General features: G+C 60.0%; 13 protein-coding genes. All 13 read left to right on the forward strand.

Annotation, left to right across the window (positions count from 1 at the left end; all coding sequences use genetic code 11):
* Positions 1 to 81 precede the first annotated feature (81 nt).
* Positions 82 to 684 (forward strand): TRAP transporter small permease, encoded by a 603-nt coding sequence (locus THEVEDRAFT_RS01545; protein WP_245522691.1) that lies wholly within the window; start codon positions 82 to 84, stop codon positions 682 to 684.
* Complete coding sequence (locus tag THEVEDRAFT_RS01550) at positions 681 to 1,997, forward strand: TRAP transporter large permease (protein ID WP_006582969.1); 1,317 nt, start codon at positions 681 to 683, stop codon at positions 1,995 to 1,997. The genes THEVEDRAFT_RS01545 and THEVEDRAFT_RS01550 overlap by 4 nt, the downstream gene beginning before the upstream one ends.
* Complete coding sequence (locus THEVEDRAFT_RS09455; RefSeq protein ID WP_006582970.1) at positions 1,997 to 2,143, forward strand: hypothetical protein; 147 nt, start codon at positions 1,997 to 1,999, stop codon at positions 2,141 to 2,143. The genes THEVEDRAFT_RS01550 and THEVEDRAFT_RS09455 overlap by 1 nt, the downstream gene beginning before the upstream one ends.
* 271 nt (positions 2,144 to 2,414) lie before the next feature.
* On the forward strand, positions 2,415 to 3,122 hold the full coding sequence (locus tag THEVEDRAFT_RS01555) for a GntR family transcriptional regulator (RefSeq protein WP_006582971.1): 708 nt from the start codon (positions 2,415 to 2,417) through the stop codon (positions 3,120 to 3,122).
* A 42-nt stretch (positions 3,123 to 3,164) separates the two neighbouring features.
* Positions 3,165 to 4,076: a glycyl-radical enzyme activating protein gene (locus THEVEDRAFT_RS01560; protein WP_006582972.1), complete on the forward strand. Its 912-nt coding sequence runs from the start codon at positions 3,165 to 3,167 to the stop codon at positions 4,074 to 4,076.
* Between the two features lie 5 nt (positions 4,077 to 4,081).
* The gene (hypD, locus tag THEVEDRAFT_RS01565) at positions 4,082 to 6,442 is read left to right on the forward strand and encodes a trans-4-hydroxy-L-proline dehydratase (protein ID WP_006582974.1); all 2,361 of its coding nucleotides are present in this window, start codon (positions 4,082 to 4,084) and stop codon (positions 6,440 to 6,442) included.
* A gap of 344 nt (positions 6,443 to 6,786) precedes the next feature.
* A complete protein-coding gene (gene nifJ, locus THEVEDRAFT_RS01570) occupies positions 6,787 to 10,314 on the forward strand; it encodes a pyruvate:ferredoxin (flavodoxin) oxidoreductase (RefSeq protein WP_006582975.1) in 3,528 nt (1,175 codons plus the stop codon).
* A 216-nt stretch (positions 10,315 to 10,530) separates the two neighbouring features.
* Positions 10,531 to 11,949, forward strand: coding sequence for a pyruvate carboxylase subunit B (locus tag THEVEDRAFT_RS01575; protein WP_425358270.1), 1,419 nt, complete (start codon positions 10,531 to 10,533; stop codon positions 11,947 to 11,949).
* Between the two features lie 140 nt (positions 11,950 to 12,089).
* Complete coding sequence (locus THEVEDRAFT_RS01580) at positions 12,090 to 14,132, forward strand: methyl-accepting chemotaxis protein (RefSeq protein WP_006582977.1); 2,043 nt, start codon at positions 12,090 to 12,092, stop codon at positions 14,130 to 14,132.
* Positions 14,133 to 14,343: 211 nt separating this feature from the next.
* Positions 14,344 to 14,517, forward strand: coding sequence for a hypothetical protein (locus THEVEDRAFT_RS09550; protein ID WP_006582978.1), 174 nt, complete (start codon positions 14,344 to 14,346; stop codon positions 14,515 to 14,517).
* Positions 14,518 to 14,844: 327 nt separating this feature from the next.
* Positions 14,845 to 15,627: an FCD domain-containing protein gene (locus THEVEDRAFT_RS01585; protein WP_006582979.1), complete on the forward strand. Its 783-nt coding sequence runs from the start codon at positions 14,845 to 14,847 to the stop codon at positions 15,625 to 15,627.
* A gap of 34 nt (positions 15,628 to 15,661) precedes the next feature.
* Entirely contained in the window at positions 15,662 to 16,822 is a 1,161-nt protein-coding gene (locus THEVEDRAFT_RS01590) for an ABC transporter substrate-binding protein (RefSeq protein ID WP_040825109.1), read from the forward strand.
* A 120-nt stretch (positions 16,823 to 16,942) separates the two neighbouring features.
* The gene (locus THEVEDRAFT_RS01595) at positions 16,943 to 17,812 is read left to right on the forward strand and encodes a branched-chain amino acid ABC transporter permease (RefSeq protein WP_245522692.1); all 870 of its coding nucleotides are present in this window, start codon (positions 16,943 to 16,945) and stop codon (positions 17,810 to 17,812) included.
* The last annotated feature ends 3 nt before the right edge of the window (positions 17,813 to 17,815 follow it).

Here is a 17,815-nt window from a genome sequence, read left to right on the forward strand (position 1 = left end):
CGGCGGCGCCTTCTCCCGCGAAAGTTATCTGGGCCGCTCGGCGGTCATTGGGTCTACGGTATAGGGAAGGGAGTGTTAGGCTTGGAAGATTTGAACCCGGTGGTCCTGGATCCTCCCGCTGCTCCTTGCGGGGCATCTGAGAATGAGAGGAGATCTCGTGGGTGGCCTTTGTTGGAGGCCTTGGGGCAGAGGTTTTTCGGCACCATATGCATGGTCATGTCGATTATCTTGGCCCTCATGATAGGGGCCGCCACCCTTATGAGGTACGTCTTCAGGACGGACCTTTACGGCTACGAGGAATGGGTTAAGCTCTTCGCCTTCTGGCTCTACTTCTCCGGCGCCGCCTACGGGGCCCTCAACGGCACCCACGTGTCCGCCGACATAGTGAACTCCTACGTGCCCGATGGGGTTTTCAAGCGCACGCTGGTGCTCCTTAAGAACCTCATAACCGTAGGGGTGTCGTCCCTGTTCCTCTACTACGGTTACGACTTCTTCATGTTTGGCTTCAGGGGGCCCCTTGGGAACGGGATAGCGGTTCCCATGACCACCGTTTGGCGGATACCCCTCTGGACCTCTTACGTCGCCATATTCGGCGGTATGGCTTTCATGGTCCTCTATTTCGTAAGGGACCTATGGTGCAGCCTGGTTAATCTCGTGGAGGCTTGGGGAGGAATGAATAAATGATATACGTTGCCCTCGTTGTCCTCATGTTCTGCCTGCTCATCGGCGTCCCCGTGCCGGTGAGCTTCATGGCCTCCGCCGCCTGGCTCATCTTCTTCGGAGGCCCCGACGGCTCCGGGTACGATCCGAGCCAGCTGCTGCCCTACGGCTTTGCCCAGATGAACTCCGTGTCCCTCATCGCCATCGCGATGTTTATAATGGCGGGGGGCATAATGGAGAGGGGCCGCATAGGGGAGAGGCTCATAGACCTGGTGGATGTTTTCGTTGGACACCTCAAAGGGGGGCTTGGGATAGTGGGCACCATATCCTGCGCGGTCTTCGGCTCCATATCCGGCGCCGCCTGCGCCACCCTGTCCTGCATAGGCAGCATAATGTTCCCCCGGTTTGAGGCCGGAGGGTATCCCAAGGGACACGCGGCGGCGTTGATGTCCAACGCGTCCCTCCTGGGTCTGCTGATACCCCCTAACGCCACGCTCATAATATTCGCCTGGATAAGCGGGCAGTCCATACTGGCCTGTTTCCTTGCCACCGTGGTGCCCGGGTTGCTTGCCACCACCTTGATATGTCTTGTCAACCTGTACATACTTAAGGATAACCCATCAGTCCTGGTCTCCCAGCGCAGGAGCCTGCCGGAGAGGTTTAAGCTCCTTAAGGTCCGCTCCAAGGGGGCGATCCCGGCGCTGCTATTGCCCGTGATAGTGCTGGGCGGGGTCTACGGGGGGATAATGACCACCACCGAGGCCTCCGCCGTGGCGGTCCTGTACTCCATACCGGTGGCCCTTTGGGTTTACCGGGGCACCGACTGGAGGGGGCTTGCGGGGGTTATCGTGGAGTCCGCCATAACCACCGGCGTCATAATGGCCATGTTGTATTCGGTGTCCATGTTGTCCCGGCTCTACGTCCTCGAGGACCTGCCCAGCAAGATGCTTTACCTCTTCGAGTCCATATCCACCAACAAGTGGGTAATAATGGGAATGATAAACGTGTTCCTGGTCATAATGGGCATGCTTATGGACGACATAAGCGTGGTGGTGCTGACCACCCCCATAATGATGCCCATAATAGCCAAGCTGGGGTTCAACCCCATACACTACGCGGCGGTGGTGGGGGTCAACACCGCCCTGGGCTGCATAACCCCCCCGGCGGCGCCGGTGCTTTACCTGGGGGGGCGGCTTGCCAAGGCCCCCATAAACGAGATGATGGGGCCCGCTCTTAAATTCATGCTCCTCTGCTGGGTACCGGTCCTCCTCTTCACCGCCTACGCGCCCAAGCTGGTGCTGTTTCTTCCTCACCTGCTTCTGGGGGTGCCGTGGTGATGGTGAAGCCCAATCCCTCCACCTTCGCAGGGCTGGCCTGCATCGGCTTCCTCGGCGCCGCGGTGCTCACGGACCTTCCATGGCTTTACGCCCTCTCCGCCGGGGTCGGAACAGTATCAAGGGTGCTGAGGAAGAGAGGGCTTTGACCTGTCCTCCCTTTGATAAACAAAACTTGAAGCCCCTGACCGCTAAATTTATAATCCTGTAATCCTAAGGTGGGATGGGGCTTGGATTTTTCTGGATCCTGATGTATCAGACTCCCCGTCTCTTCCGAGGGAGTCTGATATTTATAGGGCAGCCTGGGGTGGCTTCCATCGGTTTTATCGGCTGTTTAGGCGGGAGTAACGCCCCTTTGTTCCCTCGGTTGCCCTTGATATCTGATATATCTATGTTAGAATACACAAGGGGGGCTTTCCATTGGAGCTTAACCTCAAGTCGCTCCGGGAGCAGGTGTACGAGTATTTGAAAAGGGAGATGAACGAGGGGCGGCTCAAGCAGGGCTCGTTCCTCGATCTCAACGAGATAAGCAGGAACCTTGGCATGAGCAAGACCCCTTTGAGGGACGCCCTGTTTCAGCTGGAGGCGGAGGGGTTCGTCACCATATACCCAAGGCGGGGAATCATGGTGAACCCATTGGATCTCAAGAAGATAAAGAACATCTATGAGATCCTTGGGGCCCTGGAGGGGGCGGTGGTGGTCAACGAGGCCCTGAAGTTCACGGACCAGCACGTTAGAAGGATGGAGGCCCTCAACGAGGAGATGAAGGAGGCCCTTGGGGGCGACGACTTCAACCGCTTTTACAAGCTGAACCTTGAGTTCCACAACACCTATCTTGGGCTGTCGGACAACCAGGACCTGCTTCACACGGTGCGGATCCTCAAGGAACGGCTTTACGACTTCCCCAGGAGCAAGGGGTTCGTGAAGGAGTGGGAGCTCAACTCCGTGAAGGAGCATCAGGAGCTTGTGAGCCTCCTTGCCAGGAAGGACTTCAACGGGGCCGCGGAGTTCATAAGGGACGTTCACTGGTCCTTTGAGGTGCAGGAGCGGTTCATAAGGAAGTACTACTTCGCTAGCCAGTGGGAGCTGGACCCCATAAAGGAGTCCAAGGAGGAAGGTTCCATTTAACAGGGCGGCCCTTAGCGACCGCCCGAGGGGGCGGTGCATCGTATGAAGGGTTTCGTCTACGACGTAAAACGCTACTCCATCCACGATGGTCCGGGCATAAGGACCACCTTTCACCTTAAGGGGTGCCCGTTGAGGTGTCTTTGGTGCCACAACCCGGAGAGCTGGGAGTTCGGCCCCTCCCTTTCCTACTCCTTGGAGAGGTGTGTGGCCTGCGGGCGGTGTGTCAGCTCCTGCCCTAGGGGGGCCCTGGAGCTGGTCGAGAAGGTTGCCATAGATCGCTCCAGGTGTGATCTTTGCGGTCTATGCGCGGATCGGTGCCCCACCGAGGCGCTCAAGGTGGTGGGGTTTCAAATGACCCCCGAGGAGGTCCTGTCCGCGGCGTCGAAGGACGAGATCTTCTTCGACGAGTCCGGCGGTGGAGTGACCTTTTCGGGCGGGGAGCCCCTCTCCCAGCCGGAGTTCCTCCTGGAGGCGGTGGGGTTGCTGAAGGAAGCGGGGTTCCATGTGGCCCTGGACACCAGCGGTTACGCTCCGGTTGACGTGGCCCTTAAGGGCGCTTTAGCGTCGGACCTCATCCTCTATGACCTTAAGCACATGGACGACCAGCAGCATCGGCGGCTCACCGGAGTGGGCAACGGTCCGGTGCTGGAGAACCTCCGAGCCATCGTTGACGCGGGCTGCGGGGGGAAGATATGGATAAGGTTCCCCCTCATACCCTCGCTTAACGATCAACCCTCCAACATAGCCCTCATGGGGAAGACCATGTTGGAGCTTGGGCTTCATAGAATTCACGTGCTTCCATATCACTCTGCGGGGGTGCAGAAGTACCGCCGCTGTGGGTTGGACTATGGGCTTGCGGAGTTTCCGGAGGTTGCCCCCCCGTCCGCGGGGATGATCGAAGACGTGTCGGGGATCCTTATGAAAATGGGCTTGGAAGTCAAGGTAGGAGGGTGATGAGGATGAACGAGCGGATAGCGAGGCTGAGGGAGGAGAGCTTTTCTACGAAGCCCAGCATCTCCATTGAGCGGGCGCTCATAGTGACGGACTTCTACCGGGAGAACTACGGCAAGTACTCGACCCCGGTCATGAGGGCCTTGAACTTCAAGAACCTCTGTGAGAAGAAGACCATCTACATAGGTCCCTTGGAGCTCATAGTGGGGGAGAGGGGGCCGAGGCCCAAGGCGGTGTCCACCTTCCCGGAGCTCAACTGCCATTCCGCGGAGGACCTCCGGATACTCAACTCCCGCCCCATGACGAGCTACTCGGTGTCCGAGGAGGACATAAGGCTTTACGAGGAGAGGGTGATACCCTACTGGCGGGGCAGGTCCCTGCGGGACAAGGCCTTTGAGAGGATGCCAAAGGAGTGGCTGGACCTTTACGAGGCGGGTTGTTTCACCGAGTTCATGGAGCAGCGGGCCCCGGGGCATACCGCCCTTGGGGGGAACATATACCAGATGGGGCTCGAGGACTTCAAGGAGAGGATAAGGTCCGCGAGGAACTCCATAGATTGGCTCAACGACCCCCATGCCATGGCCAAGGACGAGGAGCTGAAGGCCATGGAGATAGCCTGTGATGGGGCCATCATCTTCGCCTTAAGGCATGCGGAGGAGGCGGAGAGGATGGCTGCGGTGGAGGATGACCCCAAGAGGCGGCAGGAGCTTTTGAGGATAGCGGAGGTTTGCAGAAGGGTTCCCGCCAAGAGCCCCAGGGACTTCTGGGAGGCCCTTCAGATGTACTGGTTCTGCCACCTGGGGACCATAACGGAGCTGAACGGATGGGACGCCATGTCGCCTGGTCACCTGGACCAGCACCTGGAGCCCTTCTACCGCAGGGGCCTGGAGGACGGGACCCTCACCCGGGAGGCCGCCAAGGAGCTCTTGTCCTGCTTCTGGATAAAGGTCAACAACACCCCGGCCCCTCCAAAGGTGGGGGTGACCGCCCAGGAGAGCGGCACCTACAACGACTTCACCCAGATAAACCTCGGGGGTGTGAGGCGCGACGGTTCCGACGGCACCAGCGAGGTATCGTACCTGATACTTGAGGTCCTGGACGAGCTGCAGCTCCTGCAGCCCCAGGTCAGCGTCCACATATCCCAGAGGACGCCGGAGCGGTTCCTCAAGGCCGCCGCGAGGGTGATCCGCCGGGGCTCCGGGTATCCGTCGGTGTTCAACTCGGACCTTGTGGTGCAGCAGCAGGTCCGCATGGGCAAGTCCGTGGAGGATGCCCGGGAGGGGGGCACCAGCGGGTGCATAGAGACCGGGTGTTTCGGCAGGGAGGCCTACATACTCCACGGTTACCTCAACGTGCCCAAGATACTGGAGATAACCCTTAACGACGGGGTGGACCCCCTGACGGGCAAGAGGATAGGGATCCCCACCGGCGGGCCTTCGGCCTTCGAAAGCTTTGAGGACCTTTACCGGGCCTTTGAGAGGCAGCTTCAGTACGTGGTGGACGTGAAGATCCGGGTGGACAACTACCTTTCCGCCATGTTCGCCCAGTACGCCCCCGCTCCCTTCCTCTCGGTGCTGATAGAGGGGTGCATAGAGAGCGGCAGGGACTATTACGACGGGGGTCCCAAGTACAACACGGACTACATCCAGTGCTGTGGCATAGGGACCGTGACGGACAGCCTGTCGTCCATAAAGAAGCACGTGTTCGAGGACCGGCGCTACACGTTGGATGAGATGGTCTCCGCCTGCAACAGCAACTGGATGGGTTACGAGGAGATGCGCCAGTACGTGTGGAACCGAACGCTGTTCTTCGGCAACGATGACGATTACGCGGACGACATAATGAGGCGGGTCTTCGAGTCCCTGGTGGGGGCCATAGAGGGGAAGAGGTCCCCCAAGGGGCCCACCTATCACATAAACATGCTGTCCACCACGTGCCACGTCTACTTTGGTAAGAAGCTTGGGGCAACGCCTAACGGTCGTTTTGCCCACATGCCCGAGTCGGACGGCACCTCCCCGTCCCACGGGGCGGACAGGAACGGCCCAACGGCGGTGATAAAGTCCCTGTCCAAGATGGACCAGGTGAAGTCCGGGGGAACCCTTCTCAACCAGCGGTTCCTGCCGTCGGTGCTGGCGGGAGAGGAGGGGCTGGATAAGCTTTGCCGACTCATAAGGACCTACTTCAGGCTTGGGGGGCATCACATACAGTTCAACGTGGTGGACTCCGAAACCCTCAGGGATGCCCAGCGGAACCCGGAGAACTACCGGGGGCTTCTCGTCAGGGTGGCGGGGTACAGCGATTACTTCGTGGACCTGGACCGGTACCACCAGGAGGAGATAATAGCCAGGACCGCCCAGGAGGAGATCTGATACCCCCTCCTTTAGAAGTAGACGGAGCGGTTGTGAAAGTGATAATTTTCTTGGGGGAGCCCGGGGCTCCCCCTTTTCTCGAATATGTGCTATCTTGTAGTGGTTCGCTGGTAAGGGACAAATTCTCGTTTTACCGACTTTTTATGCCAGTTTTGCGGTTTTTAGACTTGCAAATGCAGCATGAATCGACGGTTTAGCGACTTGTCTCGGGCGGTACTGTTTTTCGTGAGTTTGTTATAATGATCCCAATGGGGCAGGATGCGAAGGCGGGCAGAAGATTAATGGACAATAGACCCCCTGTCCCCGGCCCCTTGGGACGGAGGAAATCAAGGAGGTAGGATAGGATGCGACCGAAGGTTACGCTGGATGGCAACGAAGCGGCGGCCTACGTGGCCCACGCGACGAGCGAGGTCATAGCCATCTATCCCATCACCCCGTCGTCTAACATGGGGGAGTGGGCGGATCAGTGGAGCGCCGAGGGCAGGCCCAACATATGGGGCGCGGTTCCTACGGTGGTGGAGATGCAGAGCGAGGCTGGCGCCAGCGGGACCTACCACGGGGCCCTTCAGGCGGGAGCTTTGGGCACCACCTTCACCGCCTCTCAGGGGCTTCTCCTGATGATCCCCAACATGTACAAGATAGCCGGTGAGCTCACCAGCACTGTTATGCACGTGTCCGCCAGGTCCGTGGCGACTCACGCGCTCTCCATCTTCGGTGATCACTCGGACGTCATGGCCGCTAGGTCCACCGGTTGGGCCCTCTTGTGCTCCGGCTCCGTCCAGGAGGTTATGGACCTTGCGCTCATAGCCCAGGCGGCCACGTTGGAGGGGCGCATTCCCATCCTCCACTTCTTCGACGGCTTCAGGACCAGCCATGAGGTGGCCAAGGTGGAGCAGGTCACCTACGATGACATGAGGGCCATGGTGGACGATGACCTTGTGCGGGCCCACCGGGAGCGGGCTCTTAACCCCGATGACCCCATAATCCGCGGGACCGCCCAGAACCCCGACACCTTCTTCCAGTCCATGGAGTCCAGGAACCCCTACTACATGGCCATGCCCGACACGGTGCAGCGGGCGATGGACAAGTTCGCCAAGATAGTGGGGCGCCAGTACCGGCTGTTCGACTACGTGGGTGCCAAGGACGCGGAGAAGGTAATAATAATGATGGGATCCGGCGCCGAGGTGGCCCACGAGTGCGTGGACTACCTGGTTGAGCGGGGCGAGAAGGTGGGGCTCATCAAGGTCCGGCTTTTCAGGCCCTTCAGCGTGGAGCACCTCCTGCGGGCCCTTCCCGCCACCGTGAGGTCCGTGGCGGTGCTTGACCGCTGCAAGGAGCCCGGCGCCGGCGGCGAGCCCCTGTACAAGGACGTGGTGGAGGCCCTCGCCAACCGGCCGGAGATAATGGTGGTGGGCGGCCGTTACGGGCTGTCCTCCAAGGACTTCACCCCCGCCATGGTGAAGGGGGTCTTCGACGAGCTGGATCGTCTGGAGCCCCGGAACGGCTTCACCGTGGGCATAGAGGACGACGTGACCTACCTCTCCATCGACTACGATCCCTCCTTCGTCACCGAGGATCCCAAGACCGTCAGGTGCCTGTTCTACGGCCTTGGCTCCGACGGGACCGTGGGGGCCAACAAGAACTCCATAAAGATCATAGGCGAGGAGACCGACTACAACGCCCAGGGCTACTTCGTCTACGACTCCAAGAAGTCCGGCGGCCTTACCATAAGCCATCTCCGGTTTGGACCCAAGCCCATCAGGGGCTCCTACCTGGTGGGCAGCGCCAACTTCGTGGCGTGTCATCAGTTCTCCTTCATAGAGCGGCTTAACGTGCTGAAGAGGGCCGCCAAGGGTGGGGTGTTCCTGCTCAACAGCCCCTACGGGCCCGATGAGGTCTGGGACCACCTGCCCAAGACCATTCAGAGGGAGATCATAGAGAAGCAGCTCAAGTTCTACGTGATAGATGCGGTTTCCATCGCCAAGGAGACCGGCATGGGAGGCCGCATCAACACCATCATGCAGACCTGCTTCTTCGCCATAAGCGGGGTGCTCCCCAAGGACGAGGCCATAGAGCAGATAAAGAAGTCCATCAAGAAGACCTACGGCAAGAAGGGCGACGCGGTGGTACAGAAGAACATCGAGGCGGTGGATGCCACCCTTGCCCACCTGCACGAGGTGAAGGTGCCCGACAAGGTTACCAGCACCTTCGACCTTAAGCCCCCCATGTCCGAGTGGGCCCCCTGCTTCGTGAAGGAGGTCCTGGGGCCCATGCTCATAGACGAGGCGGACTCGGTCCCCGTTTCCGCCCTGCCCCCCGACGGGACCTACCCCACCGGCACTTCTCAGTACGAGAAGCGCAACATAGCCATAGACATTCCCGTGTGGGACCCCGAGGTGTGCGTCCAGTGCGGCAAGTGCTCCCTGGCGTGCCCCCACGCGGCCATAAGGGCCAAGGTGTACGATCCCAAGTTCCTGGAGGGGGCCCCTAAGACCTTCAAGTCCGCGGACGCCAAGTGGAAGGACTTCCAGGGCATGAAGTACACCGTGCAGGTGGCGCCGGAGGACTGCATAGGCTGCGGGCTTTGCGTACAGAACTGCCCCGCCAAGAACAAGGCCAACCCGGAGTGGAAGGCCATAAACATGGAGTTCAAGCTGCCCTTGAGGGACCAGGAGGCGGAGAACTGGGACTACTTCCTGGCCCTTCCGGACGTGGACAGGAGCAAGCTGAACAAGTCCACCGTTAAGGACATCCAGCTCCTGCGCCCCCTCTTCGAGTTCTCCGGGGCCTGCGGCGGCTGCGGCGAGACCCCGTACCTGAAGCTGGCCTCCGCCCTCTTCGGAGACAGGATGATGGTGGCCAACGCCACGGGCTGCTCCTCCATATACTGTGGCAACCTGCCCACCACCCCCTGGACCTACAACGACCTTGGCAGGGGCCCCACATGGAACAACTCCCTCTTCGAGGACTGCGCCGAGTTCGGCCTTGGGTTCCGGCTCGCGTTGGACCAGAAGGCGGACTATGCGAAGATCCTCCTCAAGAGGCTTGCTCCCCAGATAGGGGATGAGCTGGTCACCGCCATATTGGAGGCCCGGCAGGTCACCGAGGAGGAGATAGAGGCCCAGCGGGAGCGGGTGGCCATACTGGAGGACAAGCTCTGTGAGATAGGGACCCCCGAGGCGGTGGAGCTGCTGTCCGTGGCCTACGCGCTGGTGAAGAAGAGCGTGTGGATCGTGGGCGGCGACGGCTGGGCCTACGACATCGGCTACGGCGGGTTGGACCACGTGATATCCATGAACAAGAACGTGAACATCCTGGTGCTTGACACGGAGGTCTACTCCAACACCGGAGGCCAGATGTCCAAGTCCACCCCGAGGGGTGCGGTGGCTAAGTTCGCCGCCGGGGGCAAGAGGACCGGCAAGAAGGACCTGGCTCTCATGGCCATGACCTACGGCCACGTGTACGTGGCTAGGGTGGCCATGGGGGCTAACGACAGCCAGTGCGTGAAGGCCTTCCTGGAGGCGGAGGCTTACGACGGTCCGTCTCTAATCATCGCCTACAGCCACTGCATCAACCACGGCTTCGACCTGAGGTACGGGTTCGAGCAGCAGAAGCGGGCGGTGGAGTCCGGGCACTGGATCTTGATGCGCTACAACCCGGAGCTTGCCAAGGAGGGGAAGAACCCCCTAATATTGGACAGCAAGGAGCCCACCCTGCCGCTCAAGGACTACGTGTACAACGAGACCCGCTACAACTCGCTCAAGAAGATGCACCCCGAGGTGGCGGAGGCCCTATTGGCGGAGGAGGAGAAGGAGCTTCGCCAGCGCTGGCGCCTCTACAAACACCTGGCGGAGATGCCCGTGGAGGGCTAGGTTTTAAAGGCCCTGATGGCATGCCGGGCGGGGGGGAGGTTCCCCCCCGCCCTTTTTAAATTTGCGGAAAGTTCGCAAAAGAAGGCGGCGAAAGATCCTTAACCACCCTGGAGGTGTTTTAAGTTGTCCGAGGAGAAGATGATCAACGGCAACGGTCAGAGGCGTGCCTACGTTAAGGTGGCGGAGGCCCCCCGGGAGGAGAGAAGGGATTTGGCGATGAGGAACCCCTTTGACGTCCCCAAAAGGACCATCGGCATAACCGAGACCGCTTTTAGGGACGCCCACCAGTCCATAATGGCCACCCGTCTTAGGACCGAGGATATGATCCCCATAGCGGAGGTCATGGACCAGGTGGGGTACCACTCCATGGAGGTTTGGGGAGGGGCCACCTTTGACGCCTGCATGAGGTTCCTGGACGAGGACCCATGGGAGAGGCTCCGGGAGATCCGCCGCCGGATGCCCAACACCAAGCTCCAGATGCTCCTTAGGGGTCAGAACCTGGTGGGCTACAGGCACTACGCGGACGACGTGGTGCGGGAGTTTGTAAAGCGCGCCATAGGCAACGGCATAGACATCATAAGGGTATTCGACGCTCTGAACGACTTGAGGAACATGGAGGTGGCGGCGGACCAGGTGAAGCGAGAGGGAGCGCATCTTCAGATGGCCATCTCCTACACCATATCCCCGGTCCACACCCTGGAGGCCTTCGTCAAGCAGGCGGAGGACATGGTGTCCATGGGGGCGGACTCCATATGCATCAAGGACATGGCGGGGCTTTTGTCCCCCACCGAGGCGGGGCGGCTCGTGCACGCCATAAAGTCCCGGATAGGCAAGGTGCCACTGCAGGTTCACAGCCACTACACCAGCGGTTTTGCCGCCATGACGTACCTTGCCTCCATAATGGCCGGGGCGGACGTGGTGGACTGTGCCATATCCCCCTTCTCCATGGGCACCAGCCAGCCCGCCACGGAGACCATGGTGGCGGCCCTTGCGGGAGGACCCTATGACACGGGCCTTTCCCTGGAGAAGCTGCTTCCCGTGGCGGAGCACTTCTCAAAGCTTAGGGAGAAGTACTCCAAGCTCATAATGGGAGTTCAAGGGGTGGACATAAACATCCTCATCTACCAGGTCCCGGGGGGGATGTACTCCAACCTGCAGAGCCAGCTCAAGGAACAGGGGGCCCTTCACAAGCTCAAGGAGGTCCTTGAAGAGGTTCCCAGGGTGAGGAAGGAGATGGGGTATCCTCCCCTGGTGACGCCTACCAGCCAGATAGTGGGAAGTCAGGCGGCGGCCAACGTGCTTGTGGGGGAGAGGTGGAAGGTGGTTCCCAAGGAGGTGCGTCAGGTGTTCCAGGGCTACTACGGCAGGACTCCCGCCCCGGTTGACCCGGAGATACTGAAGAAGGTTCTGGGAGACGAGGAACCCATAACCTGCCGCCCAGGGGAGCTCCTGGAACCGGAGCTTGATAAGGCCAGGAAAGAGGTGGAGCCCTGGATACTTCAACCGGAGGACGTGTTGTCCTACGTTCTTTTCCCCCAGGTGGCCAAGGACTTCCTGCCCCGCAAGTACGCCCGGGTCACCCTGAGGGACGTGGGGCTCGGGGAGCTCAAGGAGGAAGCGGCCTACCCGGTTTAATGGAGCAGCTTGATGGAGCAGCGGGACCCATAGGCGGATACCTTAGGTCCCGCTCTTTGTGTTTTTGGTGTATAATCTAAAGGGATTTTTTCTAGCAAGTGGGGATTCCAGGTTTTCAGATGGGGGAGGAGGGATGGACTTTGAAGAGGAGCATGATCTATCGCATGATGTTGCCCTTGTTGGCGGTTTTTTCCCTCTTTGCACTTTCCATTGGGCTTACCCTCAAATCTGCCCAGGACAGCTCGGAGGACGGGGTTTTGATAAATCTCGCGGGACGTCAGAGGATGTTGGCCCAGAAGATGGCCAAGGAAGTGGCTATGTACAGCGTCTCCCAGGATACCTCCTTTTGGGACCAAGCGCGGAGCACCGGGGAGGTCTTTGAGGTCACTCTTAATGCCCTGCTAAAGGGCGGTAGGGTCCCCTTGACCCTGGACGGCTCCTCCTCCGTGGAGATCCCGCCTGTTTCAGGCAACGTCCGGTCCTACCTTGAGGAGGGCCTAAGACTTTGGGATGCCCTGAAGGGGGCCCTGGGGAGGTTGGCCCAAGGGGACCAGGGGGCCCTTAAGGAGGTCATGGACATGACCCCTCAAGTTGTTAAGGCGATGGACCAGGCCACCGGGGCTCTTCAAAAGGACTCGGAGGCAAGGGTTCGTCGGGTAATCCGTATTCAGGAGATCTCCCTTCTCCTGAGCCTACTTACCCTGGTGGTGGGGATCCTTTACTTCCGGCGGATGGTGTCCCCCATAAGAAGGATGGCGGAAAGGGCCTCCAAGATGGGATCCACCGACGGGGACCTCACAGTAAGGGTGCCGGTGGAGTCCATCGATGAGACCGGCGCCCTTGCGGAGGGGCTCAACCGCTTTGCCGAGTTTGCCCGCTCCAAGTTCTACGCCCTTTCTAAGGCCTTCCAGGACTTCATGGCGGCCTTTTACGGAGTGCAGCGGTCTTTGGACGCCTTTTCCAAGGAGCTTGACGCCGTGCGCACTAAGGCCTCCGAAGGTTCCCGGGCGGCGGAGAACATAAACCATGCGGTGGAGCAGCAGTACGCCAGCTCCGAGGAGATAGCCTCCACTGCCCAGGCCTTGGCCCACTCGGCGGAGCAGCTTAATGAGGCGGTGTCCATGGTGGTCTCCCGGGCCAGGGACGGGGAGGAGAGGCTCAAGGATGCGGTGGATTTGATAAAGGGCATGGAGGACCGGGTGTCCAACGTGTCCCAGAGGGCCTCTTCCCTGGCGGAGCAGGCAAAGGTGATAAACTCGGTGGTCCAGGTGATCACCGGCATAGCGGAGCAGACCAACCTTTTGGCGCTGAACGCCGCCATAGAGGCCGCCCGGGCGGGAGAGGCGGGCCGGGGCTTCGCGGTGGTGGCGGAGGAGGTCCGCAAGCTTGCGGAGGAGAGCAAGGGGGCGGCGTCCAAGATAGAGGAGAGGTTGGGCCAGATAGTGGGAGGGATAGGGGATACGTCCAAGGACATATCCGTCATGTCGGAGGAGATGGACCGGGTGGCGGGCGGCATATCTAGCGTGGCCTCCTACATGTCCCAGATATTGGACGGGATGAGCTCGGTGAACGATGCCTCCCAGAGCGTGGCCGCCGGGGCGGAGGAGCTGAGCGCCTCCTCCCAGGAGATGGCTGCCGGGGCTGAGCGGGTGTCCCAGTACGTGGCGGATCTCACCTCCATGGTGGAACAGGTGGATAGGATGTCGGTTAAGCTGGGGGAGGGCATGAGATCCGTGGTGTTGAACCTTAAGGGGGCCATGGGGACCGGGGAAAAGGTTCTTAAAGACATGGCAGGGCTTAAATACACCACCTGCGATGACTTCGCCGCCATGTGCGATCTTGCGGTGGAGGGCCATAGGCGCTGGGTGGATGCCCTTAAGAGCTACATAGACGGAGGGGAGTTCTCCATAGAGGTGGACCCCACCCGGTGTCGCTTCGGGGTCTTCGTTTCCGTGGTTACGCCGCCGGCCTCGGTGGTGGACCGCTGGCAGGAGGTTTTAACCCTCCACGAGGAGCTCCACCGCATCGGGCACCAGATAAACCGGGCCGTGGAGGGAAAGGATGCCGCTGCCGTTCAGGACCTCTACAGGAGGGCCCAGGAGGTTAGCTCCAGGTTAACGTCGCTGCTCACTCAGCTCAGCAGGACCTGTTCCGCAGGATCCGCCCTGGCTTTAGGCGCTTAAGGGTTATGGCTTTAAAAAGACATGTTTGCCGCCCCGGGGTGGTGGGGTTAACTCCCCCGGGGCGGTTTTTATTTTAAATAACGGGTTCCGTCCTTTGGCTTTTATGGTTCAAAATATTCTCCTTTTGTTGGGTTTTTTATAGCATATAGACACGGTGGGGAAGAGGTTTCCTCATCGCCGAGACCAGTCCAGCAAGAGGAGGTAGATGAGGATGACGTACCTTTCGGTGTTGGTGTTCTGCCTTTCGGTCTTCGGGGTCTTCGAGCTGTTGGACCTTGCGGGCTTGGGGCTTGCTGCCCTGGTACCCCCCAGGATCCGTCACGCCCTCTTCGGAGCCATAAGCCTCTGCCTGTCCTTCATAGTTATGGCCCCCCTCTCCATATAAGTTAAATTATCCTCTGAGGTTTGAAGCTGAATATGATGACCAACGACGCATAGGGCCCCTCCCGGGAGGGGCCCTTAAACTTTTTTATCCCTTCGGTTTGTGCTTTGAGTTTGTATCCCGTGCCGGTCATAGGCTTTAAGGGATCATTCACATCAAGCCTTTGTGCCCCAAGGGCACTGGAAACCGTAATCTGTAATGGCCTAACGATCCGGCCCTCGGCGGTTGACAGCGGCGCCCTTCAGGGGTAACCTCTTTCGAAGCTCGTACCACTCATCACTCATCAATCATCAAAAAAATCCCGGTTGCCTCAAGGGTGGGGTTTTGTGTATGGATAGGTCTTTGGCCGTGGAGCTCAAGGTTTTGATGATCGTGCGGGACTCACCGGTTCCCATGGGAGCTGGGGCCATAAAGCGGGAGTTGGAGAGGCGTGGGGTCTTCCTGTCCGAGGCCACGGTTGGACGGCTGCTTTCGGACCTTGAAGTGAGGGGGATGCTCCGTAAGGACAGGAACAAGGGGCGTCACCTGACGGAGCTTGGGCTCAACCGTCTTGCCCTTCTGGAGAGAAACAGCCTGAGCAGCGCCATGGCCATGGACCTGGTGGACTCGATCCTGTCCCGGGAGGGGGAGCGGATCCTGGAGCTTCTTGAGGCCCGGAGGGCGGTGGAGCAGGAGGTGGCCCGTCTTGCGGCCCTGAGGGGCACACCGGATCAGATAAGGGCCCTGTGGACCTCGGTGGAGTGCATGGAGGAGGCGGTCCGCATGGGGAACCCCGTGTGGGAGGAGGACTCCAGGTTCCACCGGATGCTGGCCATGGCGTCGGGGAACCGTCTTTTGGTCTCCGTGGTGGAGCTTCTCCGCCAGAACCCCTTTGAGGCCAGGGAGCTCGAGATGGTGCGCCGCAAGGCGGGAAGGCTCTCCAACTCGGACCACCGGTCCATAATGGAGGCGGTGTCAAACCACGACCCCGACGAAGCGGAGATGGCCATGCGCCGCCACATAGACAACCTGGTGGCGGACTGCAGGGCCCTCATAGGGGCAAGCCAGCCGAGCAGGAGGGTTGAAGAAACGGTCCCTGACCCTTGGGGCCGTGGTTTCGGCAATGATAGATAAAAACTGCAAAAAATTTTTTGGGGAGGGGATCTATTTGAGGATTCTAAGGGGTCTTGCGGGCGCTTTGTTGGCCTTGGGGATTACGGCCTCCTGTGCCATGGCGGGAGGGGAGATAAAGATAGGCCACTCGGTTTCCCTCACGGGGGGGGCTTCCATGTGGGGACAGTCGGAGAGGCTGGCCCTTGAGCTCTTGGTGAAGAAGATAAACGCCCAAGGTGGAGTCATGGGCAAGAAGTTGAAGCTTATAAGCTATGACAACCGTAACGACCCGGTGGAGTCGGTCAACGTGGCCCGGCGGCTTCTGGACGAGGGAGCGGTGGCCATAATAGGTCCCGCCCAGAGCGGCAACGCCATCGCCACCGCTCCGGTGGTGGAGAGGGCCAAGGTGCCCATGGTGGTCACCACCGCCACCAACCCATACGTCACGGTGGACAAGAGGACCGGCAAGACCCGGAAGTTCGTCTTCCGTCCCTGTTTCATAGACCCCTTCCAGGGCACCGTGGCGGCGCGCTTCGCCTACCGGGACCTTAAGGCCAGAAGTGCCGCGGTGCTATACGACGTGGGTTCCGATTACGGCCAGTGGCTTGCCAAGTACTTCGAGGACGCCTTCGCCAAGGAGGGGGGCAAGGTGGTGGCCAAGGAGGCCTTCAGGACCGAAGAGCTGGATTACCGGGCCCAGCTCGGCAAGATAAAGCAGCTTAATCCGGACGTGATCTTCATCCCCACCAGCCAGAAGGAGGCCGCCATGGCGGCAAAGCAGGCTCGGGACCTCGGCATAAAGGCCCGGCTCCTTGGCACCGACAACTGGGGAAGCCCGGACCTCATCGACCTTGGGGGCAGCGCCGTCCACGGGAGCTACTTCGTGAACCTCACGGATCTCTCCGACCCGGACATAGTGGGCTTCGTCAAGGAGTACAGGAAGGCCTACGGGGCGGATCCGGTGCTGCCCAACCCCGTGATGGCCCAGGACGCCTTGCTCTTGTTGGTGAACGCCATGAAGACCTCCAAGAGCCTGGACGGCGAGGCCCTGGCCAAGGTCATGGAGTCTACAAAGGGCCTCAAGGTCACCAGCGGGGTCTTGACCATAGACCCCAAGACCCACGATCCGCTGGACAAGCCGGCGGTGATCCAGAAGGTGGATGTTAAGGCAAAGGCCTTCGTGTTCGTGAAGAAGTTCGACCCCCGCCAGCGCTGAACCCTGGCGGGATAACCCGGACGCTCCGATGCGCCTCCCCGGAGGACATGCTCCTCTGGGGAGGGTTTAGTCCTTTTAAGCCCTTAAATTAAAAGCGCGAGAGGCAGTGATGAACCCTTGTTGCTTCAGACCCTGATTACGGGCCTTTCCGTGGGAGGCATATACGCCCTCATGGCCCTGGGATACTCCCTGGTTTTCAGCGTTCTTAACTTCAGCAACTTCGCCCACGGGGCGGTTATCATGCTCGGGGCCTACATAGGCCTTGGGGCGGCGGTGAGATTAAACTTCGGGCTCGGCATGGTGCTCTGCGCCAGCGCCCTTGGGGCGGGGCTCATAGCGGTGGCGAACGAGAAGCTGGCCTACTCCGCCATAAGGCGCAAGGGCTCTCAGCCCCTTTACCTCATGATATCCGCCATGGGGTGTGCGGTGCTCCTGGAGAACCTGGTGTACGCCCTCATAGGCTCCCGGTTCCACTCTTACCCGGAGTTCTTCGCCCGCCGGGTGGTAAGGGTTTGGGGGGCTTCGGTGAGCCTCATGGACCTTTGGGCCTTTGGATTCTCCCTTATGGCCATACTGGGGCTTCACATGTTCCTCACCCGCTCTAGGACCGGCATGGCGGTTAGGGCGGCGGTGCAGGACATGACCATGTGCTCCGTCATGGGGGTTGACGTGGACCGGGTGATATCCCTGGTCTTCTTCATGGCCGGGCTCTTCGGCGGCCTTTCCGGCGTTTTCCTTGGCATGAGGTATCTTGTCTACCCCACCATGGGCTGGATAACCAACAAGGCCTACATAGCGGCGGTTATAGGCGGCCTTGGAAGCCTGCCCGGGGCCCTCTTGGGGGGGCTCATGCTGGGGGTGATGGAGACCTTTGTTTCCACCTACGTCTCCAGCGTGATGAGGGACATCTTCAGCTTCGGTCTGCTGGTTCTGCTCTTGATCCTGATGCCGAACGGGATCCTGGGCCGGCGTTCCGCGGAGAGGATATAGGGT

It is taken from the genome of Thermanaerovibrio velox DSM 12556, assembly GCF_000237825.1.
GTDB classification, from domain to species: domain Bacteria; phylum Synergistota; class Synergistia; order Synergistales; family Synergistaceae; genus Thermanaerovibrio; species Thermanaerovibrio velox.

Excerpts from the sequence above, each read along its gene's own strand:
- hypD (WP_006582974.1), top strand. The coding sequence starts at position 4,082 with ATGAACGAGCGGATAGCGAGGCTGAGGGAGGAGAGCTTTTCTACGAAG.
- nifJ (WP_006582975.1), top strand. The coding sequence starts at position 6,787 with ATGCGACCGAAGGTTACGCTGGATGGCAACGAAGCGGCGGCCTACGTG.
- THEVEDRAFT_RS01575 (WP_425358270.1), top strand. The coding sequence starts at position 10,531 with ATGAGGAACCCCTTTGACGTCCCCAAAAGGACCATCGGCATAACCGAG.
- THEVEDRAFT_RS01585 (WP_006582979.1), top strand. The coding sequence starts at position 14,845 with ATGGATAGGTCTTTGGCCGTGGAGCTCAAGGTTTTGATGATCGTGCGG.
- THEVEDRAFT_RS09455 (WP_006582970.1), top strand. The coding sequence starts at position 1,997 with ATGGTGAAGCCCAATCCCTCCACCTTCGCAGGGCTGGCCTGCATCGGC.
- THEVEDRAFT_RS01560 (WP_006582972.1), top strand. The coding sequence starts at position 3,165 with ATGAAGGGTTTCGTCTACGACGTAAAACGCTACTCCATCCACGATGGT.
- THEVEDRAFT_RS09550 (WP_006582978.1), top strand. The coding sequence starts at position 14,344 with ATGACGTACCTTTCGGTGTTGGTGTTCTGCCTTTCGGTCTTCGGGGTC.
- THEVEDRAFT_RS01550 (WP_006582969.1), top strand. The coding sequence starts at position 681 with ATGATATACGTTGCCCTCGTTGTCCTCATGTTCTGCCTGCTCATCGGC.